A 24,101-nucleotide genomic window follows, 5' to 3' on the forward strand; every position below is an offset into this window, starting at 1 on the left:
AAAATGTAAATTTCACGCAGGTTGAGTAAAACCTACAAATCACCAGGTTCCGAAAAATCTGCGTGATCAGCTCGATCTGCGAGAGAAAATTTCCATACTTAGTTAAAAGACTGCCTGAATTCCAACGGCGACATATTCGTTTTCTTTTTAAACAATGTGCTGAACGACTGTGAATGTTCAAACCCCAGTTCATAGGCAATTTCACTCACCGAAAGCTCTGTGGTCGAAAGTTTCTCTTTGGCCTTGCTGATCAGTTTTTCGTGAATATGCTGCTGGGTATTTTGTCCGGTATGAACTCTTAAAAGGTCACTTAAATAATTCGGGGAAAGATTCATCATTTCGGCGATCTGGTGAACGGTTAAAAGGCCTTTTTCAGAAGACTGGTTTTCAAAGTATTCATTCAGGAAAGATTCAAATTTGGTTAAAAGCTGGTGGCTGCCGTTTTTCCGGGTGATAAACTGCCGTTCATAAAAACGTTTGGAATAATTCAGCAACAATTCAATCTGCGACAGGATAATTTCCTGGGTATGGTGGTCGATATGCCGGCACTCCTTATCTATTTTGAATAAGATCTGAAGCAGGTCGTTCTCTTCATCTTCAGATAAATGTAAAGCTTCATTGACGGCGTACGAAAAGAAACCATAGGAAGAAATGCTCTTCGCCAGGGGATGCCCCAACAGGAAGTCTTCGTGAAAAACCAGCAGGTAGCCGGTGTTTTTACAATCCATGGTGGCCAGATCCAGATACTGAACCTGGTTGGGTGCCGTAAAACTGAGGACGCCTTTGTCATAGTCGTAGTGCTGTTGTCCGTATTTTATTTTTCCTGTTGCTTCCCGCTTCAGGGCCACGCAGTAATAACGGCTTACAAAACCTTTCCATACTTCATCCTCAAGGAAAACACTTTCATGGAGGTTCACGACGCTTACCATAGGGTGCTTTGGTTCCGGAAGCGAAAGCAGCCGGTGAAACTGGGAAATAGATTGTATGGTATTCATGATCTTGGTTTAATGAGTAAATATAATAATTATAAGGCTGACAGTATCACGTTTTAAACCTCACAGGTTTCAAAAACCTGCGAGGTTTGAATTATTTTAAACGATTACGCTAATAATCCAGCAATCCCATTCCGAATTCGTCGTAGGTAGCCCCGGTATCCGTTCCCAGGGGAACAATACTTTCCAGTTGCTGAACTTCAGAAGTACTCAGCTGAATATTGGCCGCTTCGATATTCTGTTCGAGATACTTTCTGCGCTTCGTTCCGGGAATCGGGAGAATGCCTTTGCTGATGATCCAGGCCAGGGCGAGCTGGGATGAGGTGATGTTTTTTTCTTTAGCCATACGTTCGATAGCATCCACCAGCTCGATATTTTTATAGAAATGCTGTTCCTGGAAGCGTGGGATCCCTCTTCGGAAATCGTTTTCCGGCAAATCGTCAATGGTCCGGATCTGACCGGATAAGAACCCTCTGCCCAGAGGCGAGTAGGCTACAAAACCGATTCCCATTTCGTTCAGGGTGCTCAGAACTCCTTTTTCCTCTACGGTTCTTTCAAATAAAGAATATTCACTCTGTACTGCGGAAATGGGGTGAACGGCATGTGCTTTTTTCACGGTTTCCGAAGACACTTCCGACAGGCCGATGTATCCTATTTTTCCTTCCTTTACGAGATCGCTCATAGCGCCTACGGTTTCTTCGACTGGCGTATTTTTATCCAGGCGGTGCATATAGTACAGATCGATATAATCTGTTTTTAAGTTTTTCAGAGAACGCTCTACAGATTTTTTTACATAATCTCTGGTTCCGTTGATCTTCCAGGTCACCTGGTCGTTGTCATCGATCTCCCATCCGAATTTGGTGGCGATGATGTACTGGTCCCGACTCCCTTCAATCGCTTTGGCTATTAATTGTTCATTTTTAAAAGGGCCGTACAAATCTGCGGTGTCAAGAAAGTTGCCGCCCAGTTCTAAAGAGCGGTGAATGGTGGCGATGGCTTCTTTCTCATCGGTTTTGCCGTACATGTCTGCATCTCCGAATCCCGTCATTCCCATACATCCCAGGCCAATATTCGGAACGGTTAGTCCCTGGCTTCCTAATTTTACATGATTTAATTTCATATCGTTTTATTTTTACTGATACAAAATTCAGCAGAAACTCAAAAACCGGTGTATGCAAAACGCTGATTGTCGTATGCAAATTACAGATTGTTGTTTTTTGAATTTTAAGAGCAACAAATTTACAACAGAATTATCTGCACAATTAGCAAAATCAGCGGGAGATGAATTGTCAATAGAGATTCCCATTTGTCATGCCTCCATTCAGAATGACAAACAATTATTTGTAAAAGACATCCGTGCTATTTGTGTCAAAGAATTACTTTTTCGCTTTAGCACTCATATAAAAGCTCAATTTCCCTCCATTCGTCAGATCAGAATGTTTCAGCGTGAAGTTTTTTATCTCTTTGCCATTCAAAAGAATTTTCTGTACATACACATTCTTCGGACTTTGATTGATCGCTTCAATGGTAAATGTCTTTCCGTTTTCTAAATGTAATACGGCATGGTCTACTGCCGGGCTTCCGATCGCATACTCTTCCGAGCCTGGCGCCACAGGATAAAACCCGAGCGAGCTTAAGATGTACCAGGCACTCATCTGTCCTGCATCGTCATTTCCACCTAATCCATCGGGTGTTGCTTTATACTGCATAGCCAGTATTTTTCTGATCTGTGCCTGGGTTTTCCAGGGCTGCCCTGCCCAGTTGTAGAGGTAGGCCACATGGTGTGCCGGTTCATTACCATGTACGTAGCCGCCGATAATACCTTCTCTTGTAATATCTTCGGTGTCTGCGAAAAATTCGTCGGGTAGATGCATGGTAAACAGTTCGTCCAGTTTAGGGGCAAACTTTTTCTTTCCGCCCATCAGCTGAATGAGTTCCGACGGATTTTGCGGAACGAAGAACGTATAATTCCATGAATTCCCTTCAATAAACCCTTGTCCGTGGGTGCTTAAAGCATTAAAATCTTTTTTAAAGCGGCCGTCTGCCAGGCGGGGACGCATGAACCCGACCGACGGATCAAAGTTGTTTTTCCAGTTTTCGGAGCGTTTGATGAACTGATTGTAAATTTCCGTCTCACCAAGATGCTTTGCTAGCTGCGCAATGGCCCAGTCGTCATACGCATACTCCAGGGTGTTGGAAACCGATGTGCCGTTTTTCTCGGCGGGAATATATCCCAGGTCTATATACGGTCCGATGCCTTCGTAGTCCCTTTTGTTGGCGGTTTCCACGCAGGCCATCAATGCTTCCCGGGTGTCCCCGGAGTAGTTTCCTTTTATAATGGCATCAGCCACCACACTGACGCTGTGATACCCGCTCATACACCAGTTGTCATTGGCGTAGTGGGACCAGATGGGCAGCATTTTCATCGAAAACTGATCGTAATGTGCCATCATCGATTTTACCATATCGTCATTTCTTTTAGGTTGTATGATATTAAAGAAAGGATGAAGCGCTCGGTAGGTATCCCAGAGTGAAAACGTGGTGTAATTCGTAAAACCTTTTGCCTGGTGAATGTTTTGGTCCAGCCCTTTGTACTCTCCGTTGGCATCCATATAAGTGGTTGGGTTGATGAACGTATGATAGAGGGCGGTATAAAAATTCGTCATCTCTTCTTCGGTGCCCTTGATGACGATTTTATGGAGTTCCTTATCCCAGTTTTCCTGGGTCTGTGCTTTGATCTGGTCGAAAGATAAACTGCCTGTTTCTGTCTTTAAATTCTCCATCGCATTGGCCTGGCTTACCGGTGAAATAGCGAGTTTTACCTCAATCGCTTCATTCTCTGCCGTATCGAAATCGAAATACATTCTCAGGTTTTTGCCTGCGATTTCGGGGAAGTTTTTCGTCTGGTCAAACTTTCTCCAGAATCCGTTGTACACCTGTTTACCGTCATAATTTTTCTGTCCGTATGATTTGAAGGGCTTTGAAAATGTCATGGCGAAATATACCGTTCTCGTTCTCGCCCAGCCGTTGGTCTGGCGGTAGCCTGTTATGGTATTGCTGTTTTCCACGCGAACGTAGGTCCATATATTTTTGCCGTCGTAGTTGTAGATTCCGGCCATGAGATCCAGGATAATATGCGCCTGGTCAGACTTTGGAAAAGTATAGCGGTGAACCCCCACTCTTGTTGTTGCCGTCAGCTCTGCCATGATGTTATCATCTTCCAGTTTTACTTTGTAGTATCCCGCTTCCGCTTTTTCATTCTCGTGGGAAAACCGGCTTCGGTAGCCCCTTTCGGGATTTGTTGCGGTCCCCGGGTTCAGCTGTAGCTTGCCTACGGTCGGCATCACCAGGAAGTCACCCAGGTCAGAATGTCCTGTTCCGCTGAAGTGGGTCGAGCTGAAGCCGACGATGGTCTTATCTTCGTAACGGTACCCTGCACAGTACTTATATACCTCACCGTTGTATTTCCCATTCAGGGCATAAGAAACCGTATCGGTTTCCGGGCTGAGCTGTACAGCCCCAAACGGTGCCGTCGCTCCGGGATAGGTATGTCCCATTTTCTCTGTGCCGATCAGGGGATTCACATACCGGATCAGCCTTTCAAACTTTTGGGCTTTACCATATACGCTGAAAAACAAAAGAAATAGAAAAATAAAAGCTTGCGGCTTTTTCATGGATAAATATTTTTTATGGAAACGTAAATTTAGTTAAATTTAAATAGTGGCAGCAGAACCTGGCGCAGGAAACAAAAGCTCCTATTGCTAGCATATGATTTATCACCTGCCGAATAACTTAAAATCTTAAATTTACGGAAACAATAAAATTATGAATCTATATACACAGCCGATGTTAAGGGAAGATGCCCTGAAAGACAAAGTAGCCATTGTAACCGGAGGAGGAAGCGGTCTCGGAAAAGCCATGACCCGGTATTTCCTTCAGCTGGGGGCTAAAGTGGTTATTACTTCCAGGAATCTTGAGAAATTACAGGGGACAGCTAAAGAACTTGAGGAAGAGACCGGAGGTAAAGTGCTTTGCGTGGCATGCGATGTGCGAAACTGGGATGAGGTGGAAGCCATGAAAGAAGCTACCTTAAAAGAATTCGGAAGAATAGATATCTTACTGAACAATGCAGCAGGGAATTTCATTTCGCCAACGGAAAGATTAACGCATTCCGCGTTCGATTCTATTCTGGATATTGTGTTGAAAGGCACTAAAAACTGTACCCTTTCCATCGGGAAACACTGGATCGATACCAAAACGCCGGGGACGGTTTTAAATATTGTTACCACTTATTCATGGACGGGCTCTGCCTACGTGGTACCGTCGGCCTGTGCCAAAGCAGGCGTGCTGGCCATGACCAGATCTCTGGCGGTAGAGTGGGCTAAATATGGAATCCGCTTCAATGCGATTGCGCCGGGACCATTTCCGACCAAGGGTGCCTGGGACCGATTGCTTCCTGGGGACCTGCAGGAGAAATTCGATATGAGAAAAAAAGTTCCGTTGAGAAGAGTAGGGGAACATCAGGAGCTGGCCAATCTTGCCGCTTATCTGGTATCGGATTATTCAGCCTATATGAACGGTGAAGTAGTCACGATAGACGGAGGCGAATGGCTTCAGGGCGCCGGAGAATTCAACATGCTGGAAGATATTCCGCAGGAGATGTGGGATGCTTTGGAAGCAATGATCAAAGCAAAGAAATCAAATTAATTTTAGATAAAAACTCTTTAAATGGCGGCCGGGGAAATCGAAGCCGCCATTTTTCTTTCTGCACTCCGCCAAACTCTACCTCAAGGTGGTCGTCATCTACACCGACCCCTTCCAATTCCACTCCTGTGGAGGGGTGGCGGAAATTCCAAAGGAATTTGCGACGGGGTGGTTTTACCCGAGCTGCTCGTAAGCCATACGATTTAACCAAGGTTTCTTTGGTTCTATAGGTTTTTATGGCGATGAAAATAAAGCCTTCCATTCAATGGTGGCTGGTGGAATCGAAGCTGCCAGTCCCGAAATCTTCTTGAACCACCCCACCAAAAATTCAGAGAATTTTTGTCGCCCCTCCAATGGAGGGGAATTTTTCCTACTCTGTTCTTACGGTGGACTTTGGGGTTACTGTTGCAGGGAAAATGGTGGATTCTTTTGAATGGTGGCTGAGGCGACTCGAAGCCACCAGTCCTGCCTGTGTATGTACCCCTTCGTTATCTTACACCGACCACTTCCAATTCCACTCCTGTGGAGGGGTGGCGGAAATTCCAACGGAATTTTTGACCGGGTGGTTCTATTACGATGCCACACTCAACCATCACTCCCCCCGAAAAAAACTCCGGCCGGGAAGGGTTTCCCAGGCCGGAGCTAACACAATGATGAAAATTTCCATCTCTCATGATGAAATGCTTCTGCGATTATATATACCTTAATTTCAGTATCGGATAGGTTTGTTTTAGAACAAGACGGTTGCTTGCTACCTTGCAAGCCTCTTGCAAGCCTCGAAGTAAGACCCTTGCTTGCTCCCTCACAATCACCTTGCTTGCACCGAAGCAATCCTCTTGTTCTTATGCTACCGTCAGTTGCTTTACGGAATACCCTTCACACAGCTGGTACGCCATTTCTTTCAGGAAAAGCTCTGTAGCATGCTCCATAGAGGAAGCAGAAATATCTGCCCCGCCACGGGATACTGCTGCCTAGCAGATCTTTTGAACAGTGAGGCTTCGCTCGCTGGTCGTGCGCGCTGTAAAATCGTTGGGATTGTCTTCCGTTAAAACGGTATGATATAGATATGCGTTAATTCGGTGGAAATTTTAGACATCGTTGTTGGTTTTTGATTAATTTGATCTTATTTATACCTTGTAATGGTAAATAATCCATACGTATTATTATGTCCCAGCCCGTCATTGGCAGACATTAAGGACCAGGTCCCAATATAGAATTGCACACTGCCATCAGTCGTATTATGAATTAGAATATTAGCATTAACATATTCACTGGCATCGTTGGTAGAGTAAGAAAAGCCATCATTACCGTCGATTTGTTTACATACTGCTCCTGCCTTTAACCACATACCTGTTCCCGAGTATATATTGGCGTCATATGTTGATAAACCGTTGATACTGTAAAAAATAGCAGAAGAGGATGTGTTTACCATTTTAGGAGCCGGATACTGTGATCCCGCATATCCCCCTGAAGCAAAATCCATTCTCAATGCTCCATCAGGACCAAAATTGACAAATCCACTGGTGCTTCCGGCGGCATCTGACAAAAGTTTATAATTAACACTTTGTGTATTATTAATAGCTCTTCCGTTCATCCAGGTACGGCTAGCTCCGGTAGATCCTGCTGTGAATGAAGAGGTAGGGACTGTAATCACTGCTGTTCTGGTCTCCCCAACATTGAGGTCGGTGGGGGAAGATGTTCCGCCATCACCTTTCAGGCTTGTCCATTGTGACCCGTCCCAATAATACATTCCGGTACTTTTAAGAAGTCCTGTACCTGTGTTATATACCATTAATCCGGCAGCTGGAGAAGTAATAGTACTAACATCGGTTTTACTGTTAAGGGCTACCCTTGGAGGAAGGAATCCTTTATTGGTAGAAGTGAGGTCCAGAGCCGCACTGGCATCCGGGCTGCTTGTTCCTATTCCCACTTGTCCATTATCTTTTGCCACGAAGTCAGTTCCTGCTGCTCTGGCTGTTCCATCTGCTTTGCTTCCCAGTTTTACCAGGCCGTTGGTGGCATCTTTCATCCAGGCGTCATTGGTAGTGTCTCCTGCAGAAGCCCCAGTCATTTTCTGCCAGACACTGCCATCAAAATAGTAATACCCTTCCTCGGTAACATTCAAGGTTTTAGTGTCGGTAGGGCTAGCCGCTGACTTCGCGTAGACAATCACTCCTTTTTGGGAGATACTGTATGCTGCAGTTTTGAGCGAATTACCATCCAATTGCGGGATAAGAAGTCCCTCCGGTTTACTGCCGTCGGTTGTTTTAGGAGTGATGTCGAGGGTAGCCTTCGGGGAAGTATTGTTAATCCCCACCTGAGCGAAAATGCTTAGGCTCATGAACAGGGCAGCCAGTGTAATAATGTTTTTCATTGCTTGTTGTATTTAAAAATTGTTTTAAAAGGTTTAACTTATATTTCGTGTTTGTGAACACGAAGAGCGCTAAGATTTCTTTTTTATGCATTGCGCTTTAAGTTTCACAAAGCCGTTCCACTTATAAGAGCTCACCGAGTGACAACCTTATTTTACTAAAATATTAGTGTCATTAGTGTATATCATTAGTGCCATTGGTGTTTAAATCCTAGGTGGCGGGCGGCTGAAGTGGCTTGCGTTAATCTTTAAAGGATAAGATTCATTATTTGGATACTGATGTTTTTGCTTTGAAAACGAAGTTTTTATGGACACTGCATCGTAAAACAGGATGAAGTACAATATCCTTAAGCATAAACGCAGTAACAGAGGCGGCTGTAGAAGATTCATCATTTGTTTTTTTTATCAAGTGTGTAAAAAAGTAGTCCTTCCCAGACTATATTTCGGCAGCAAATGTAAATATTTTATAGTTATATGAAGCAATAATATGTTGTTTTTTTTAATATATTAAATCGCAAATCTCGCTAAAGCCAACACTTTCTAAATATCCCATTATATTGAACTCAGGCCTTAAAAAGATCAGCCTTACCGATTTTTACTTCGGACAAAAGGGATAAAGCATTCGTACAGAGATCTTACCTGAGAATATTTATCATTCTTTTTCCTCTTTGTGGGGTGTTTATTTTTGTTATCTTACCGGCAAAAAAATAATATGAAAATGAAATTTCGAAATCTTGCTTCAGCCCTTGCTGTCATGTCGTTTTTGAATTTTGCCCATGCCCAGGAATCTCCTAAATATGATTACGTAGAAGCTTTCAAGCCATTCTTTTACACCCAGACCGGTACGGAAACAAGATCGGCCAGCGGGCAGCCCGGCCATGCCTACTGGCAGAATTCGGCAGATTATCACCTCCGGGTAAGTCTTGATGAAACCAAAAATGAAATAACTGGTACAGCTGATATTACCTATACCAACAACAGCCCGGATAAACTTGGCTTTCTTTGGCTTCAGCTCGATCAGAACCTGTTTGCAAAAGATTCCAGGGGAAATGCCGTCGTTCCGATGACCGGGAGCAGAAACGGAGCCCATGGTGAAGAGCTGGACGGAGGCTACAGGATAAAATCGGTAAAGCTTGCCGGAAAGGAGGTGCACTATACCATTACCGATACGAGAATGCAGATCGATCTTCCGTCTGAATTAAAGGCCCGTGGCGGTGTTGCCAGGATTACCATAGAGTATTCTTTCGTATCTCCCCAATACGGATCCGACCGGATGGGAATCCAGGATACCAAAAACGGGAAAGTCTTTACCGTGGCACAATGGTACCCGAGAATGTGCGTCTATGATGACGTTATGGGGTGGAATACCCTTCCTTATCTCGGGGCTTCAGAGTTTTACCTGGAATATGGAAATATAACAGCGGATATTACCGTTCCGGCCAGTCATTATGTCGTGGCCTCCGGAGAGCTTCTGAATGCGAAACAGGTATACTCCAGGGAAGAAAACAGCAGGTGGCAACAAGCCAGGAACAGTGATAAGACCGTCATGATCCGTCCCGAATCGGAGATCGGAAAAAATACAGCAGCCGGAACAAAAACCTGGAAGTTTAAAATGAGCCGGACAAGGGATTTTGCCTGGGCATCTTCTGCTGCCTTTATCCTGGATGCCGCAAGGATCAACCTTCCGGAAGGGAAAAAATCACTGGCCATATCTGCCTATCCCGCAGAAAGTGCCGGAGACAAAGCCTGGGGAAGATCTACGGAATACACCAAGGCGGCTATCGAACATTATTCTGCAAAATGGTACAGCTATACATATCCTGCAGCCACCAATGTAGCCGGAAACGAAGGCGGAATGGAATATCCCGGAATTGTTTTCTGTGACATGAATTCTAAAGGCGCGGAACTGTGGGGCGTCACCGATCATGAGTTCGGGCACAACTGGTTTCCGATGATTGTAGGCTCCAACGAAAGATTGTTTGCCTGGATGGATGAAGGCTTCGATTCCTTTATCAACGAGCTTTCCACAGAAGCATTCAACAAAGGGGAATATTACCAAAAGAAAAACGTTACGCAAATGGCCCCTTTCCTGATGAACGACCGTTTCGAGCCCATCATGACCGGAGCAGATAATATGAAGGAAGGAAGCATCGGTGTTTTGGCTTACTTTAAACCGGAACTGGGATTAGGGATCCTCCGTGAATCTATCCTGGGACCCGAAAAGTTTGATAAAGCTTTCAGGACCTATATCGACCGGTGGGCATTCAAACATCCTACACCATGGGATTTTTTCCACACCATGGAAAATGTTTCCGGAGAAGAGCTGAACTGGTTCTGGAGAGGGTGGTTTTTCAATAAATGGAAGATCGACCAGGCCGTAAAAGAGGTGAAGTATGTAAACGGTGACTTTAAAAACGGCGCCCTGATCACGGTGGAGAATATCGGCCAGCTGCCTATGCCGACGACTGTTCAGATCAGATTCAAAGATGGAACCGAACAGACCGCAACCCTCCCGATCGAAGTCTGGAAAAGAAATAAGGAATGGACCCTCAAAACCGATACGAATAAAGAAATCGACCAGGTGAAGCTTGACCCGAAATCGCAGATTCCGGATGTCAACATCACAAACAATACCTGGACTTCAGCCGACGCAAAGCCGTAAAATAATAGAATGACTTTATCATCAGACTCAGGAAGATACCGGAGTTTTTTATTTTAAATTATGTTTAAATTAAGTGCAGTCTTCATGATAAGCCTTACTTTTGCTTAAGCTAATTAAAATATATGATTATGAATTTAAGATTTTCAATCGTAAGTCTTATGATGTTTGCTTTGGGATTTTCTCAGGATCTTAAGGTGATGAGCTTCAACATCCGCCTGAATGTTGATTCTGATAAAGAGAATTCATGGACGAACAGAAAACAGGATGTTGCGGATCTGCTGACATATTATCACCCGGATTATTTCGGCGTTCAGGAAGCACTGCCTGAACAGATGAAAGATATTAAAACCGGATTGAAAAACTATGATTATGTAGGAGTAGGAAGAGACGACGGGAAAGAAAAAGGTGAATTCTCCGCTATATTTTATGATACGAAAAGGCTTCAGGTGATTAAATCGGGTACCTTCTGGCTTTCCGAAACACCCGAACAGCCATCCAAAGGCTGGGATGCGGCCCTGAACAGAATCTGTACCTACGCACTTTTCAAAGACAAGGCATCAAATAAGGAATTTATGGCTCTTAATCTGCATTTTGATCATGTAGGAAATGTAGCCAGAGTAAAATCTTCAGAACTGATCCTGAAGAAAATCAAAGAGCTGAATCCTAAAAACCTGCCGGTAACCGTGAGCGGCGATTTTAATTTGACGGAAGATTCGGAACCTATTAAGATCATGTCACAGAACATGGAAGACAGCTTCTATCATTCTGAAACGAAACATTACGGTCCAAAAGGTACTTTCACAGGTTTCAATGTGAATGAAGTTCCCAAAGAAAGAATTGATTATATTTTCGTGAAAGGATTTAAGATTAAATCTCACAGACATATCAACGACAGAAGGGAAAACCTACTGTATCCGTCGGATCATTTTCCGGTGCTTGCAGAACTTCAGTTCAAGTAGGGAACTTACAGCTGCGTATTATTCCCCAAAAGGCCATACAGAATCTTATCCCTGATTTCATCCGTAATATCCGAGGTAGATTCTGTATTTCTTTTAAACCAGAAATAAGAATTATTCAGGGTATGAAGAATGAATCTTGTCGTAAAGGCAGGTGATTTCAGTTCCCATTTTTCAGCCCGGAAGATCTTTGAAATCAATTCTTCCACTTCCTGCTGGTAGTTTTTTCTCAGGGCAATAAATTCTGGAAGCCGCTCCTCGAGGTGTTTCCATTCGTTGGAGTAAATGTGGGTGACATCACGGTTTTTAAGGACAACCGATAGATGCTTGTCCAGGAAAAGATTTAATTTTTCCTTCGGCGGAACATCCGTATTTTTTACTTCCTGAAGCTCATCGAAAAATTCCTGGGCGATCCCGAAACAGATCCATTCTAAAATCTCTTCCTTGGAACGGATGTGGGCATACAACGAAGCCGCCCTGATATTGAGCTTTGTGGCCAAATCCCGCACAGAACTGCCCATATACCCCTTTTCCTTGAAAAGTTCAACGGCAACATCCAATATTTTCTTTTGTTTTTCTTTAAGCTCCATCTGGTAAAAGGCAAAAGTAATTATTTTGATTTTAATATGCTGACTTTAGCATTATGATTTTTGATATCCTGATTGTCAATATCATTATCTAAAGCGAAGTTCGTCTTCATTTTATTAAATTTTTAATCAAAAAAATCTTAATGGTTTAATTCCTATCATTTCAAAATTCTAATCTATGACTGTTCTTCCGATTATTTTCATTTAATTTAAGCATAACCGGAAAATTTGTCTTTCATAATTTATTCTAAAATGTATATTTCGGAAATTTTGTCTCTGTTTTTTGAAAAATCAATAATTGAACACTTTTTGCGATATAGCTTTCGAATTAAATGATTGAATCAGATAAAGGACATCAGACTTTAGATATCAGTTTTAATTTGATTTTAATATAAAGTCTCATATAATGGTCTGGAATCTGATGTCTGAATCTGAAATAAAAGAAGTAACAAATCAAAAATAAATATATATATGAATCTTAATCAATATACCGTAAAATCACAGGAAGCCATCCAGGCCGCACAACAGGTAGCCATGGAGTTTGGCAACCAGAGTATTGAGCCTCAGCATCTTCTTGAAGGTATTTTTCAGGTGGATGAAAATATTTCGCCGTTCTTATTGAAAAAATCAGAGGCAGATGCTGCCCTGGTAAGAGAGCGCAACCGTGAAAATTTAGAAAAACTTCCGAAAGTGCAGGGTGGAAATATCTACCTTTCCCAGTCGGCCAATAAAGTATTACTTGATGCACCCAACATCGCTAAAAAAATGGGCGATGAATATGTAACGATCGAGCATTTGTGGCTTTCGTTACTGGAAACCAATTCAGAAGTTTCGAAAATGCTGAAAGATATGGGCATGACGAAAAATCTTCTGGAAGGCGGAATTAAAGAATTAAGGAAAGGAAGCAAAGCGACTTCTGCAAGCTCAGAAGAAACCTATCAGTCCTTAAATAAATATGCTAAGAACTTTAACGAATTAGCTGCGGAAGGAAAATTAGATCCTGTGATCGGACGTGATGAAGAGATCAGAAGGGTCTTGCAGATCCTTTCCAGAAGAACAAAAAACAACCCGATTTTGATTGGGGAGCCGGGTGTTGGTAAAACCGCCATCGCAGAAGGAATCGCGCACAGAATTATCAATGGCGACGTTCCGGAAAATTTGCAGGACAAAACATTGTACTCATTAGATATGGGAGCTCTGATTGCCGGGGCCAAATACAAAGGTGAGTTTGAAGAGCGTCTAAAATCCGTGGTGAATGAAGTCATCAAATCAGACGGGCAGATCATTCTTTTCATCGACGAAATCCATACCCTGGTAGGTGCCGGAGGTGGTGAAGGGGCGATGGATGCGGCGAATATTCTTAAACCGGCTTTAGCAAGAGGAGAGTTGAGAGCGATTGGTGCAACCACCCTGAACGAATATCAGAAATATTTTGAAAAGGATAAAGCCTTAGAAAGACGTTTTCAGAAAGTAATGGTGGAAGAACCTGATACCGAATCGGCTATTTCGATTCTTCGTGGAATTAAAGATAAATACGAAGCCCACCACAAAGTAAGAATCAAAGACGAGGCGATTATTGCCGCTGTGGAAATGTCTCAGCGATATATTTCTGACCGTTTCTTACCGGATAAAGCGATTGACCTGATCGATGAGGCTTCGGCTAAATTAAGAATGGAGATCAATTCAAAACCGGAAGAGCTGGATGTGCTCGACCGAAGATTGATGCAGCTGGAAATTGAGCTGGCCGCCATTTCAAGGGAAGGCAACCAGACCAAAATCGATCATCTGAAAGAAGATATTGCGAAAATTTCCGAGCAACGAAACGAGATCAATGCCAAATGGCTGAAAGAAAAACAAAAATCTGAAGATTTAACCCAGATTAAAAAAGATATAGAATCCCTGAAGCTGGAAGCCGAAAGAGCTTCAAGAGCCGGAGATTATGCCAAAGTAGCGGAAATCCAGTACGGAAAACTCCGCGAAAAAGAAGATGAGCTCTCCAAGCTTGAGCTGGAAATGCAGAATCATCAGAACGAACTGATTAAAGAAGAGGTGACTTCTGAAAATATTTCTGAAGTAATCGCCAAATGGACCGGAATTCCTGTGACCAAACTTCTTCAGTCTGAAAGGGAAAAATTACTCAACCTTGAAAATGAGCTTCACCATCGTGTGGTAGGTCAGAATGAAGCCATCACAGCGGTTGCCGATGCCATCCGAAGAAACAGGGCGGGGTTGAGCGACGACAAAAAACCGATCGGTTCGTTCTTGTTCCTGGGAACGACAGGGGTCGGAAAAACCGAGCTGGCAAAAGCTTTGGCTGAGTTTTTATTCGATGATGAAAACAATATGACCAGAATTGATATGAGTGAATATCAGGAACGTCACAGTGTGTCGAGACTGGTCGGAGCGCCTCCGGGATATGTAGGATATGATGAAGGCGGACAGCTGACGGAAGCAGTGAGAAGAAGACCTTATTCTGTGGTGCTTTTAGATGAAATTGAAAAAGCACATCCCGATGTTTTCAACACCTTGCTGCAGGTTCTGGATGACGGTCGTTTAACCGACAACAAAGGCCGGGTCGTGAATTTCAAAAACTCGATCATCATTATGACATCGAATTTGGGTTCACACCTGATCCAGGAGAATTTTGAAAATATCACCGATGAAAACCAGGATGAAATTGTTGATAAAACGAAAGATGAGGTTTTCGGCCTGCTGAAACAGACCTTACGTCCGGAGTTCCTGAACAGGATCGATGAAGTGGTCCTTTTCCAGCCTTTAAGAAAAAAAGAAATCGGAAAAATTGTTCAGTATCAGCTGAGAGGATTCAATGATATGCTGGCCAAACGGAATATCATTATGACGGCCACCCAGGATGCTGTAGATTATCTTATGAATAAAGGATATGATCCTGCTTTCGGTGCCCGACCGCTGAAAAGGGTAATCCAACAGGAAGTGCTGAATAAATTGTCGAAGGAAATCCTTGCCGGAACTGTAAATGACGGAGACCGCATCACCCTGGATTATTTCGAAGAAACCGGTCTAGTGTTCAGGCCAACCGACTTATAAGTAGTTTTTTTCATATATATTATTTTTGTAATAAGTGCCGCAGACGCCAATCTGCGGCACTTATTTTTTTATTTACTGAGAAGCTGGTTTAAAATATTTTTAGTTAAAACTATCTAAAGCCTGTACAATTTTAACCAAAAACCAACAATCCGTAAAATTCCCATAAATAAACAGTGAAAAACCTGTCCCGCCGATTTGTTTTTTTACGAAATTTGCGGAATCAACTAACATTCTAAAAAAACTAGCTTATGAAAACAAATCTAAACCCGGAAGCTGAAACCCCGGACCTTAAGCTGCTACCCGACACCATGACACACGATCTTATCCAGATCCTTGTGGATAATTACAGGAATAATCAGCTGAAATCCATAAAAGAGAAACTGGGAATAGAAGATGCCCATTCTATCCATTTTGATCTTGCGACCCTGAAGAAATTTATTTCCGAGATTGAAGCATTATCACTGGCAGGCAATCCGGATATCAGCACAGATGATCTCGGAATAAGATTTTATTATGCCGCCTATCCTAAAGCAGAAAACTGGAATATCATGGCTCAAACGCCTGTGAAGAAGGAATATGCCGGAAGACATACACTGATAATGGTTCCGACCATTAAAAAGGAAGACGAAAACGGAGAGCCGGGAAATTATGATTTTAATCCTTTAGCAAAGAGTGGTCATTTCGAAAAGAGAGCGATGGCATTGGGAAAAGGTGAGGACAACACTGAAGAGGGGGTGGTCTGCCAAAACCATGGTGCCCTGATTCCGCCGGACAGTAAAAAAACAGAATTTTTCTAATAAATACATTTAAGATTTAAACACAATGAGTGAGTTCCAAACAATAGCATTCGAATGTATGTACTGGGCAGAAGGCGTAGCCGCTGCTGTATCTCTTATCTTTTACAACCGTATAAAGGATAAATACTGGAAATACTTTGTGTTTTATCTTATTTTTATTTTTGTTTGCGAAAGCGTCGGAAGATGGGGAAGTCTTTTTTTTGATTACAATAAACAGGCTTTTTATAATTATTTTGTGATTCCGGTTCAGTTCATATTTTTTTATTGGCTGTACGCGGCTCAGTCTTTCAGGAGAATGAATCTTTTTATTATCCTCTCTTCCGTATATCTGCTTTCATTCTTGCCAAGCGAATTTCTGTATTCTGCAGATAAAGTGATGTTTTCCCTAAATTATACCTTAGGATGCCTCATTTTGATGATCCTTGTCGTAATGGAATATTACAAACAGATCAATGATTCTGATATTCTGAATTTCGACAAAAACCGAATGTTTTATATCAATCTCGGGGTTACGTTGTTCTATATAGGAACATTACCTTTCTGGACTTTTCTTGAACTCATTAAGCATTATCGTGAAATTTTCAACATATACTTTGCTTACTTTCTTGTTTCAGGAATTGTCATGTATGTATTATTTTCAATTTCATTTATATGGGGAAAACAGAACTCCTGATAACATTAATTCTTTTCAACATATTCTTTGTGTTGTTTGTAGCCGCCGTTATGGTCTACATCAGGAAATACAGGCAGCGGAAAAAAGAATATCTGAATGAAATTGAAGTGAAAAATGAAATTCACAAACGTGAACTTCTCGCTACCCAGCTGGAAATCCAGCAGGCGACCATGCAGCAGATCGGGCGTGAGCTTCATGATAATATCGGGCAGAAACTTACCCTGGTGAGCCTATACACGCAACAGCTTCTGTATGAAAATAAAGTCCCTGAAGTAAGCGAAAGGATAGACCAGGTTTCGCAAATCATCAACCAGTCGCTGCAGGATCTGAGGAGTCTCTCGAAAACACTGACGGATGACAATATCAGCCAAAAAGAAATCGTAACCCTCATCCAGGAGGAAGTAGACAACACCAATGCATTTAAAAAATGTCTTGTTGATTTTAAGCATAATTTTCAGCAGCTGGATCTGGGATTTGTTCATAAAAATGTCTTGTTGAGGATCACCCAGGAATTTATTCAGAACAGTATAAAGCACTCTAATTGTAAGAATATTTTCATCAGTCTTAATACTTCTGAGACCGTCCTCTGGGAGCTCACTTTGAAAGATGATGGCGTAGGATTCAACCAGTCAGTGGTTCAGTCAAACGGAATCGGTCTTACCAATATGAAGAACAGGGCACAGATCATTGGGGCTGATTTCAGTCTCGAGAGCAGTGAAAATTCAGGAACCACACTCAATATTATTTTAAAAAAACAGTCATGAAAAAGACCATAGTGATCGTAGACGACCACATTCTTATCGCAAAGGCATTAGAAGGCATTATCGGGAATTTCAAAGATTTTGAAGTGATCTACGTGGCGGAAAACGGCAGGGACCTTATTCAGAAATTTGAAAATAACAGCAGAATCCCTGATATTATTTTGATGGACATCAGCATGCCGATCATGGACGGATTTGAAGCTGTCCTTTGGCTGAAGGAAAATCATCCCGGCATTAAAGTAATGGCATTGAGCATGCAGGGCGATGATAAAAGTGTCATCAAAATGATAAAAAACGGGGCTAAAGGATATTTGCTCAAAAATACCCACCCGAAAGACCTTGAAAATGCCCTGATTAAATTGAATACCGATGGTTTTTTCTATCCGGACTGGGCCTCGAAGATCATTTTTTCGAATATGAACAATGAAGATCCGGCGGTCAACATCAGAATTTCGGAGCGTGAAAAAGAATTCCTGAAATACACTGTAACCGAGCTGAGCTATAAAGAAATTGCCGATAAAATGTGCTGCAGTCCACGGACGGTAGAAAGTTACCGCGATCAGCTTTGCGATAAACTCGATCTTAAAACCCGTGTCGGGCTGGCCGTTTTCGCCATTAAAAATGGCTTTGCTGGTTAGAATATGGCTTAAGGATTTTCTGATTTATTATGGTTAATCGTTAAACAAATGTTTATTTTGTTGATAAATAATTATATAAAATGGATAAGTATTATTGATTGGATAATAAAATTATATAACAATCTGGTGAAATACTTGCACGGGAATTCTAAATTTTATAATTTCATTTTTGTAACAAAATATACTTTTATGAAAAAACTACTATTCGGAGTTCTCGTGCTGAGCTTCATGTCCGCGTGTAACAGCGACAACCTTAATAATCAAACTGATGAATCGGTAAACAACCAGGAACCGTTAGCAGGATCTGCTTTAAAAAGGGGCTGCCCTTCTGAAGAAATCAGAAAAATTGCGCTCCAGAACAGTTCTGAACTCAGACAGAAGTATTCTGAACTGGAATTAAAGACAGAAAAATTTGAAAATGAACTTAAACTTGGAAAAGTATTATCCGACGGAACCGTTGAAATTCCGGTTGTGGTGAATGTGCTGTACAGAACATCAGCGGAAAATATTTCAGCATCCCGCATTGCGGAGCAGATTGCCGTTCTGAACGCCGACTATGGCGGAACAAATAGCGACGCTTCCAGTATTCCGACTGCTTTTCAGGGGGTAAAAGCAGGAGATGTGAAAGTAAGATTCAGGCTGGCGAATACCGTAAGAAAATCAACCACAAAAACAAGCTGGAGCACCAATGATGCGATGAAAAGATCTTCCAGTGGCGGAATTGATGCCACCAGCCCTGCCAATTATCTTAACATCTGGGTGGTCGGAAACATGGGACAGATCCTGGGGTATGCCACCTTCCCTGAATCTTCCGGGTTATGGAATGACGGTGTGGTTATCGCTGCGTCATATTTCGGGAAAACAGGTGCTTCAGCGCCATTCAACAAAGGAAGAACGGCTACTCACGAAGTGGGCCACTATCTGAACCTGAGACATATCTGGGGAGATGCCAATTGCGGAAACGACCTGGTATCTGATACGCCGACGCAGACAGGGCCAAATTACGGAACGCCAAGTTATCCTTTATATAATACCTGCGGTGGAGTACAGAGATCCGTTATGTTTATGAATTATATGGATTATGTAGATGATTCTGCGATGTTCATGTTCTCTTCCGGGCAAAAAACAAGAATGCAGTCGGTGGTTGCTTCATCAGGAGCAAGATCCGGTTTAAGGCTGTATTAAGAAGCTGATAACCTTTTCATAAATACGAGAACCGGCCCTTTTCATCGAAAAGGGCCGGTTTGTTTTACAGCGATTTTTTATTATCTTCCGGGGTATAGTCCATAAAGATCCCGCCGTCGGCAGTTACCGATTTTACTTTTTTGGTGATTGGGATGGTAAGCATTGTGTGCTTCTGATCTTTCTCCCAGACAGAAGGCGAAAAATGAAGCTTTTCAACCCTTCCGTCCTCATAGCTGATTTCCATATCGAAAGGAATGGCAAAACCACCGATGTTATCTATATTAATCGTAAGAAGGTCGTTAAGCTGGCCGGCTCTTGTGACTTTAAGGTCAATATAATTATTGGTGTAAAACCAGTTATTAAAGAACCAGTTGAGATTTTTCCCGGAACCTGTATTCATCGAGTAAAAGTAATCCCATGGAATAGGATGTTTTCCGTTCCAGTTATTCATGTAATGATGGAGTGCCTTTTTAAAAAGGTCGTCCCCGAGGTAATCTTTCAGTGCCAGATACGATAAAGATGCTTTCACATAAGAATTGTTGCCGTAGCCCGCGCCGCTTACCTGGGTACTCATCGTGATGATGGGCTGGTCCTGTTCGGCAGAAGGATCATTGATCCATCTTTTCACCCTGAAATTTTTATAAAAATCTTTAGCCTTCGCTTCACCGTTTTCGTCAATTCCGATCAGGTATTCCAGTGTTGTCGCCCAGCCTTCATCCATAAAAGCATATCTTGTTTCATTAATGCCCATGTAAAAAGGAAAGTAGGTGTGCGCTATTTCGTGATCGGCCGTCAGCCTTGCATCTTGAAAATCATCCGGAATACTGGTGTCGTTGATCATCATTGGATATTCCATATCGGCATACCCCTGAACAGCTGTCATGACATTATAAGGATATTCGACGCCCGGCCAGTTTTTTGAAAACCAATCCAGGTTGTACCGCATCCACTCTACATAATGCTCAAAATCTTTGGCATCGGATTTATAGGCAGCCTGTACGCTCGCTCTTTTTGTCTTCAGCTGAACACTCGAAGCATCCCATGTATAGTGGTTACTCAGTGCAAAACAGAAATCTGTAATATGGTTAGCTTTAAACTTCCAGACATTCCATTTGTTCTGTTTCGTTACTTTTCCGGCTTTCATTTCATGCTCAGTAGCTACATGAATTACCTTGTCACTTTTTAATGAAGATTTGTATCTTTTTAAATATTCAGGCTGAAGAACCGTTTCAGGATTCAGGAAATCGCCTGTTGCCCAGACCACATAATTTTTGGGAGCGGTGATGGCAAAGCTGTAATCATTAAAATCATTATAAAACTCCTGTCTGTCGGAATGAGGAAGCATATCCCATCCGTTGTAATCATCATACACTGAGATTCTTGGAAAAGAATAGGCAACGTAAAATGTTTCCGGATCAATCTGCCCTTCTCTTCCGCTCTGTACGGAGAGGGGATATTCCCATTCTATTTTAACCTCTGCCTTTCCTTTTGATTTTAAAGCGGAATGCAGTTTTACTTTCTCTACGGTGCCCCAGTTTTCACTGTTTACCGTATATTTTTCTCCATTTACGGAGAACGATTTAATATGCAGTCCGGTGGTCAGGAAATCTTTGGAAACCATTCCTGATCTTGGTGCCTGAGGCTTGTGCAAATTGTTTACGAATCTTATAGCAAGCTCATTAAGAGTATCCGGGCTATTGTTAGTGTACACGATTGTTTCTTTTCCTGAAACGATCTTTGTTCCGGCATCCACTTTTACCTCTACATTATAAATCCCTTTATTCTGCCAATAATTTTTTCCGGGTGCACCGGAAAGGTCGCGGGTTCCGTTTTCGTACGCTTTTCTAATATTTCTTGGCATATAAAGCTCCTGAGCAGAAAATTGCCACGACGTCAAAAGCAATAATCCCCAAACTAATCTTCTCATTAAAGTTTTTTTATAATCAATTAATTTAACATAAAAATAATAAAAACAGCAATTAAAATATTACTTCATCTTATTAATTATCAGCCAAAAAAAGCTATTTTCTGACATCCTTGTTTTTCTTAATCTTCAATGTCGTTAAGAATGTTCAGGATAGCTTTAATCGAACGTGCAAAGGTACGGCAAATTACAACTGAAGCCATAAAAAAACAATGGGAAAGATACGGTATCTGACACCGTAATTAAACGGTTTTTTTTAATAAAGCTGATTTATATCAAAAGCATTTACATGACGAAAATCATAAAAATTTGGCAGAAACAAAAAATCTTTTTACATTTACACCTAACAAGTGTTAGTTAGTTTAGTTATGGATTTTTCGGTGGAATATTTACAATGGGATCAGTTGCGGGCTTTACAGTCCGACCGGCTGATTCGTTTGGTACGGTATCTGGGTGAGAAATCGGAGTTTTATGCAGGGAAAATGATGGAGTCCGGACTTTCACCGGAAGATATTCGATCCATTGACGACATTGCTAAACTGCCGATCACCTACAAACAGGATTTAAGGGACAATTATCCGTTCGGATTATGCACGGTTCCGAAAAACGAACTGCAGCGGATTCACTGCTCCAGCGGGACAACCGGCAAACCGACGGTGGTAGGATATACCAAAGAGGATGTAGACGTGTTCAGCGAAGTGGTAGCCCGTTCACTGAATGCAGCAGGCGCCCGGCCGGGAATGCAGCTGCACAATGCCTATGGTTACGGGATTTTCACCGGAGGATTAGGACTTCATTACGGAGCCGAGAAATTAGGAATGAGTGTGCTGCCGATTTCAGGAGGAATGACGGCCAGACAGGTTGATTTAATTATCGATTTTAAGCCTGAAGTAATCTGCTGTTCACCATCGTATGCGCTTACGATCGCCGATGAATTTGCCCGCCGTGGAATTTCAGCAGAAGAGATCAGCCTGAAATATGCGGTGCTGGGTTCAGAGCCCTGGACAGAACTGATCAGGCATCATATTGAAGAACGATTAGGCGTTCATGCCACCAATATTTACGGGCTCAGCGAAATTATCGGTCCCGGGGTTTCGGTAGAAGATTTTGAAGAAAAAGGCGGTTCTTATATCTGGGAAGACCATTTTTATCCCGAAATTTTAGATCCGGTAACCAAGCAGCCGGTTCCTTTCGGGGAAGAAGGTGTTCTGGTGATTACCACCTTAACGAAAAAGGCCATGCCGCTGCTGCGCTATTGGACTAATGATATTACCAGCCTGTATTACGATGAAAAAGGCAAAAGGACCATGGTGAAAATGAAGCCGATCCTGGGAAGGGCAGACGATATGCTGATCGTAAGAGGCGTAAATGTTTACCCAAGCCAGATTGAAGAAGCATTCACCCATGTGAAAGGGGTTGTTCCCAATTATTATCTTACGCCTGTCGAGAAAGAGCAGATGTGTGTCGCCCTGGATGTTGATGTAGAAGTGGATGATGAATGGGTAAGAGCACAAAATTTAAGCTTAAATACCGATGATTATGCTATTTTTGTCGGAAATTTCGGAAAAACTATAGAAAACGAAATTAAAAAACGGGTAGGCATCACTACAAAAGTGAATATTCATGCCCAGGACAGCCTTCCGAAATGCGAAGGTGGAAAAATTAACAGAATACTAAAAAATAAATGAATTCATTTTACAAATTAAAGACGGTAAAAGTTCAGAAAGATACCAACGATGCAGTGAATGTAGCCGTGGAAATCCCTGAGGAGCTGAAGGATAAATTCAGGTTTAAGCAGGGACAGTATCTTAATTTCCGTATGATGATCGACGGAAATGAGGAAAGACGTTCTTATTCCATCTGCAATGCGCCGAGCGAAAAAAGCAACACGCTGGAAGTATTGGTAAAATTGCTGGAAGGCGGGAAAGTTTCCGGGTATTTCAACGAACACCTGCACATGGATGAGGTGCTGGAAGTGATGCCTCCAATGGGCGGTTTTAACACATCTTATCACCCGACGAATGTGAAAACCTATATCGGACTGGCTGCCGGAAGCGGAATCAGCCCGGTTTTATCCAATATCAAGGAAAGCCTTTACCAGGAGCCGAATTCCAATGCATATCTGTTTTACAGCAACCGGAGCATGAACCATGTGATGAAGAAAGCTGAAATTAAAGAACTGGTAAAAAAGTTCAACGGCAGGCTGAAGGTTATTTACCTGGTCAGCCGCGAAAAGCACGAGGATGAACTGTTTGAAGGAAGGATCTGTCCGGATAAGCTGGAGCAGCTGTTTGAAAGACATCCGGACATCGATGTGAAGGAATCTACCTATTTCATCTGTGGTCCTGCAGAAATGATCAAGAGCGTGGCGGATTATCTGAAAAAGGATAAAAAAGTACCGGCCATCCAGGTTTTGTTTGAATATTTTACCGCTCCGGATGAAGAAAACACGGAGGAAATGAGCGACGAATTCAAAGCCATTGCCAATATCGAAAGTATGGTGACGGTCATCATCGATGACGATGAATACTCATTCCATTTGAATTCAAAAAAAGAAAGTATTTTAGATAAAGCATTAAAGGACAATCTTCCTGTGCCGTTTGCCTGCAAAGGAGGAGTGTGCTGTACGTGTAAAGCCGAAGTTCTCGAAGGGGAAGTCTTCATGGAGAAAAACTACGCGCTTACCGAGGAAGAAGTAGCCAGAGGCTATGTACTGACCTGCCAGTGCCACCCGACGACCAACGTGGTGATGCTGAATTATGATGTGTAATTCAATTTGAAAATG

At 42.4% G+C, this 24,101-nt stretch carries 19 protein-coding genes; 12 read left to right on the top strand and 7 right to left on the bottom strand.

Annotation, left to right across the window (positions count from 1 at the left end):
• Positions 1-98: 98 nt before the first annotated feature.
• The 3 genes from AC0N32_RS04245 to AC0N32_RS04255 all read right to left on the bottom strand — a co-directional run bounded on the left by AC0N32_RS04245 (position 99) and on the right by AC0N32_RS04255 (position 4,666).
• Positions 99-995, bottom strand: coding sequence for a helix-turn-helix domain-containing protein (locus tag AC0N32_RS04245; RefSeq protein WP_476392603.1), 897 nt, complete (start codon positions 993-995; stop codon positions 99-101).
• 109 nt (positions 996-1,104) lie between these two features.
• Positions 1,105-2,112, bottom strand: coding sequence for an aldo/keto reductase (locus AC0N32_RS04250; protein ID WP_476392604.1), 1,008 nt, complete (start codon positions 2,110-2,112; stop codon positions 1,105-1,107).
• Positions 2,113-2,368: 256 nt separating this feature from the next.
• The gene (locus tag AC0N32_RS04255; RefSeq protein ID WP_476392605.1) at positions 2,369-4,666 is read right to left on the bottom strand and encodes a GH92 family glycosyl hydrolase; all 2,298 of its coding nucleotides are present in this window, start codon (positions 4,664-4,666) and stop codon (positions 2,369-2,371) included.
• A gap of 151 nt (positions 4,667-4,817) precedes the next feature.
• On the opposite strand from AC0N32_RS04255, the gene AC0N32_RS04260 reads away from it, so the two are divergent.
• A complete protein-coding gene (locus AC0N32_RS04260) occupies positions 4,818-5,699 on the top strand; it encodes an SDR family oxidoreductase (RefSeq protein ID WP_476392606.1) in 882 nt (293 codons plus the stop codon).
• On the opposite strand, the gene AC0N32_RS04265 is transcribed toward AC0N32_RS04260, so the two are convergent.
• Positions 5,677-5,958: a hypothetical protein gene (locus AC0N32_RS04265; protein ID WP_476392607.1), complete on the bottom strand. Its 282-nt coding sequence runs from the start codon at positions 5,956-5,958 to the stop codon at positions 5,677-5,679. The genes AC0N32_RS04260 and AC0N32_RS04265 overlap by 23 nt on opposite strands.
• Positions 5,959-6,049: 91 nt before the next feature.
• Here AC0N32_RS04265 and AC0N32_RS04270 point away from each other — a divergent pair, with 91 nt between their 5' ends.
• The gene (locus tag AC0N32_RS04270; RefSeq protein WP_476392608.1) at positions 6,050-6,403 is read left to right on the top strand and encodes a hypothetical protein; all 354 of its coding nucleotides are present in this window, start codon (positions 6,050-6,052) and stop codon (positions 6,401-6,403) included.
• 416 nt (positions 6,404-6,819) lie between these two features.
• Here the strand turns inward: AC0N32_RS04270 and AC0N32_RS04275 are convergent, their stop codons facing one another.
• Entirely contained in the window at positions 6,820-8,070 is a 1,251-nt protein-coding gene (locus AC0N32_RS04275) for a hypothetical protein (protein WP_476392609.1), read from the bottom strand.
• 709 nt (positions 8,071-8,779) lie between these two features.
• Between AC0N32_RS04275 and AC0N32_RS04280 the strand changes: the two genes are divergently transcribed.
• Together AC0N32_RS04280 and AC0N32_RS04285 are read left to right on the top strand one after the other, a co-directional pair.
• A complete protein-coding gene (locus AC0N32_RS04280; protein WP_476392610.1) occupies positions 8,780-10,729 on the top strand; it encodes a M1 family metallopeptidase in 1,950 nt (649 codons plus the stop codon).
• 128 nt (positions 10,730-10,857) lie between these two features.
• Positions 10,858-11,688 (top strand): endonuclease/exonuclease/phosphatase family protein, encoded by an 831-nt coding sequence (locus AC0N32_RS04285; protein ID WP_476392611.1) that lies wholly within the window; start codon positions 10,858-10,860, stop codon positions 11,686-11,688.
• A 5-nt stretch (positions 11,689-11,693) separates the two neighbouring features.
• Here the strand turns inward: AC0N32_RS04285 and AC0N32_RS04290 are convergent, their stop codons facing one another.
• On the bottom strand, positions 11,694-12,275 hold the full coding sequence (locus tag AC0N32_RS04290) for a TetR/AcrR family transcriptional regulator (RefSeq protein ID WP_476392612.1): 582 nt from the start codon (positions 12,273-12,275) through the stop codon (positions 11,694-11,696).
• A gap of 468 nt (positions 12,276-12,743) precedes the next feature.
• Here AC0N32_RS04290 and clpB point away from each other — a divergent pair, with 468 nt between their 5' ends.
• The 6 genes from clpB (at position 12,744) to AC0N32_RS04320 (ending at position 19,392) form a co-directional block, all read left to right on the top strand.
• The gene (gene clpB / locus AC0N32_RS04295; protein ID WP_476392613.1) at positions 12,744-15,338 is read left to right on the top strand and encodes an ATP-dependent chaperone ClpB; all 2,595 of its coding nucleotides are present in this window, start codon (positions 12,744-12,746) and stop codon (positions 15,336-15,338) included.
• A 248-nt stretch (positions 15,339-15,586) separates the two neighbouring features.
• Positions 15,587-16,135: a hypothetical protein gene (locus AC0N32_RS04300; RefSeq protein WP_476392614.1), complete on the top strand. Its 549-nt coding sequence runs from the start codon at positions 15,587-15,589 to the stop codon at positions 16,133-16,135.
• A gap of 25 nt (positions 16,136-16,160) precedes the next feature.
• Entirely contained in the window at positions 16,161-16,808 is a 648-nt protein-coding gene (locus tag AC0N32_RS04305; RefSeq protein ID WP_476392615.1) for a hypothetical protein, read from the top strand.
• On the top strand, positions 16,787-17,572 hold the full coding sequence (locus AC0N32_RS04310; RefSeq protein WP_476392616.1) for a sensor histidine kinase: 786 nt from the start codon (positions 16,787-16,789) through the stop codon (positions 17,570-17,572). The genes AC0N32_RS04305 and AC0N32_RS04310 overlap by 22 nt, the downstream gene beginning before the upstream one ends.
• Positions 17,569-18,207, top strand: coding sequence for a response regulator transcription factor (locus tag AC0N32_RS04315; RefSeq protein WP_476392617.1), 639 nt, complete (start codon positions 17,569-17,571; stop codon positions 18,205-18,207). Before AC0N32_RS04310 ends, AC0N32_RS04315 begins: the two co-directional genes overlap by 4 nt.
• A gap of 189 nt (positions 18,208-18,396) precedes the next feature.
• Complete coding sequence (locus AC0N32_RS04320; RefSeq protein WP_476392618.1) at positions 18,397-19,392, top strand: zinc metalloprotease; 996 nt, start codon at positions 18,397-18,399, stop codon at positions 19,390-19,392.
• Positions 19,393-19,456: 64 nt separating this feature from the next.
• On the opposite strand, the gene AC0N32_RS04325 is transcribed toward AC0N32_RS04320, so the two are convergent.
• Entirely contained in the window at positions 19,457-21,319 is a 1,863-nt protein-coding gene (locus tag AC0N32_RS04325; protein ID WP_476392619.1) for a M1 family metallopeptidase, read from the bottom strand.
• A 365-nt stretch (positions 21,320-21,684) separates the two neighbouring features.
• Between AC0N32_RS04325 and AC0N32_RS04330 the strand changes: the two genes are divergently transcribed.
• Both AC0N32_RS04330 and AC0N32_RS04335 read left to right on the top strand, forming a co-directional pair.
• A complete protein-coding gene (locus AC0N32_RS04330) occupies positions 21,685-23,004 on the top strand; it encodes a phenylacetate--CoA ligase family protein (protein WP_476392667.1) in 1,320 nt (439 codons plus the stop codon).
• Positions 23,001-24,086, top strand: coding sequence for a 2Fe-2S iron-sulfur cluster-binding protein (locus tag AC0N32_RS04335; protein ID WP_476392620.1), 1,086 nt, complete (start codon positions 23,001-23,003; stop codon positions 24,084-24,086). Before AC0N32_RS04330 ends, AC0N32_RS04335 begins: the two co-directional genes overlap by 4 nt.
• Positions 24,087-24,101 lie beyond the last annotated feature (15 nt).

Source organism: Chryseobacterium endophyticum, assembly GCF_056333165.1.

Bases quoted from the DNA above. Each gene is read 5' to 3' on its own strand.
- AC0N32_RS04245 (WP_476392603.1), bottom strand. From the start codon at position 995: ATGAATACCATACAATCTATTTCCCAGTTTCACCGGCTGCTTTCGCTT.
- AC0N32_RS04250 (WP_476392604.1), bottom strand. From the start codon at position 2,112: ATGAAATTAAATCATGTAAAATTAGGAAGCCAGGGACTAACCGTTCCG.
- AC0N32_RS04255 (WP_476392605.1), bottom strand. From the start codon at position 4,666: ATGAAAAAGCCGCAAGCTTTTATTTTTCTATTTCTTTTGTTTTTCAGC.
- AC0N32_RS04260 (WP_476392606.1), top strand. From the start codon at position 4,818: ATGAATCTATATACACAGCCGATGTTAAGGGAAGATGCCCTGAAAGAC.
- AC0N32_RS04265 (WP_476392607.1), bottom strand. From the start codon at position 5,958: ATGGAAGGCTTTATTTTCATCGCCATAAAAACCTATAGAACCAAAGAA.
- AC0N32_RS04270 (WP_476392608.1), top strand. From the start codon at position 6,050: ATGGAGGGGAATTTTTCCTACTCTGTTCTTACGGTGGACTTTGGGGTT.
- AC0N32_RS04275 (WP_476392609.1), bottom strand. From the start codon at position 8,070: ATGAAAAACATTATTACACTGGCTGCCCTGTTCATGAGCCTAAGCATT.
- AC0N32_RS04280 (WP_476392610.1), top strand. From the start codon at position 8,780: ATGAAAATGAAATTTCGAAATCTTGCTTCAGCCCTTGCTGTCATGTCG.
- AC0N32_RS04285 (WP_476392611.1), top strand. From the start codon at position 10,858: ATGAATTTAAGATTTTCAATCGTAAGTCTTATGATGTTTGCTTTGGGA.
- AC0N32_RS04290 (WP_476392612.1), bottom strand. From the start codon at position 12,275: ATGGAGCTTAAAGAAAAACAAAAGAAAATATTGGATGTTGCCGTTGAA.
- clpB (WP_476392613.1), top strand. From the start codon at position 12,744: ATGAATCTTAATCAATATACCGTAAAATCACAGGAAGCCATCCAGGCC.
- AC0N32_RS04300 (WP_476392614.1), top strand. From the start codon at position 15,587: ATGAAAACAAATCTAAACCCGGAAGCTGAAACCCCGGACCTTAAGCTG.
- AC0N32_RS04305 (WP_476392615.1), top strand. From the start codon at position 16,161: ATGAGTGAGTTCCAAACAATAGCATTCGAATGTATGTACTGGGCAGAA.
- AC0N32_RS04310 (WP_476392616.1), top strand. From the start codon at position 16,787: ATGGGGAAAACAGAACTCCTGATAACATTAATTCTTTTCAACATATTC.
- AC0N32_RS04315 (WP_476392617.1), top strand. From the start codon at position 17,569: ATGAAAAAGACCATAGTGATCGTAGACGACCACATTCTTATCGCAAAG.
- AC0N32_RS04320 (WP_476392618.1), top strand. From the start codon at position 18,397: ATGAAAAAACTACTATTCGGAGTTCTCGTGCTGAGCTTCATGTCCGCG.
- AC0N32_RS04325 (WP_476392619.1), bottom strand. From the start codon at position 21,319: ATGAGAAGATTAGTTTGGGGATTATTGCTTTTGACGTCGTGGCAATTT.
- AC0N32_RS04330 (WP_476392667.1), top strand. From the start codon at position 21,685: ATGGATTTTTCGGTGGAATATTTACAATGGGATCAGTTGCGGGCTTTA.
- AC0N32_RS04335 (WP_476392620.1), top strand. From the start codon at position 23,001: ATGAATTCATTTTACAAATTAAAGACGGTAAAAGTTCAGAAAGATACC.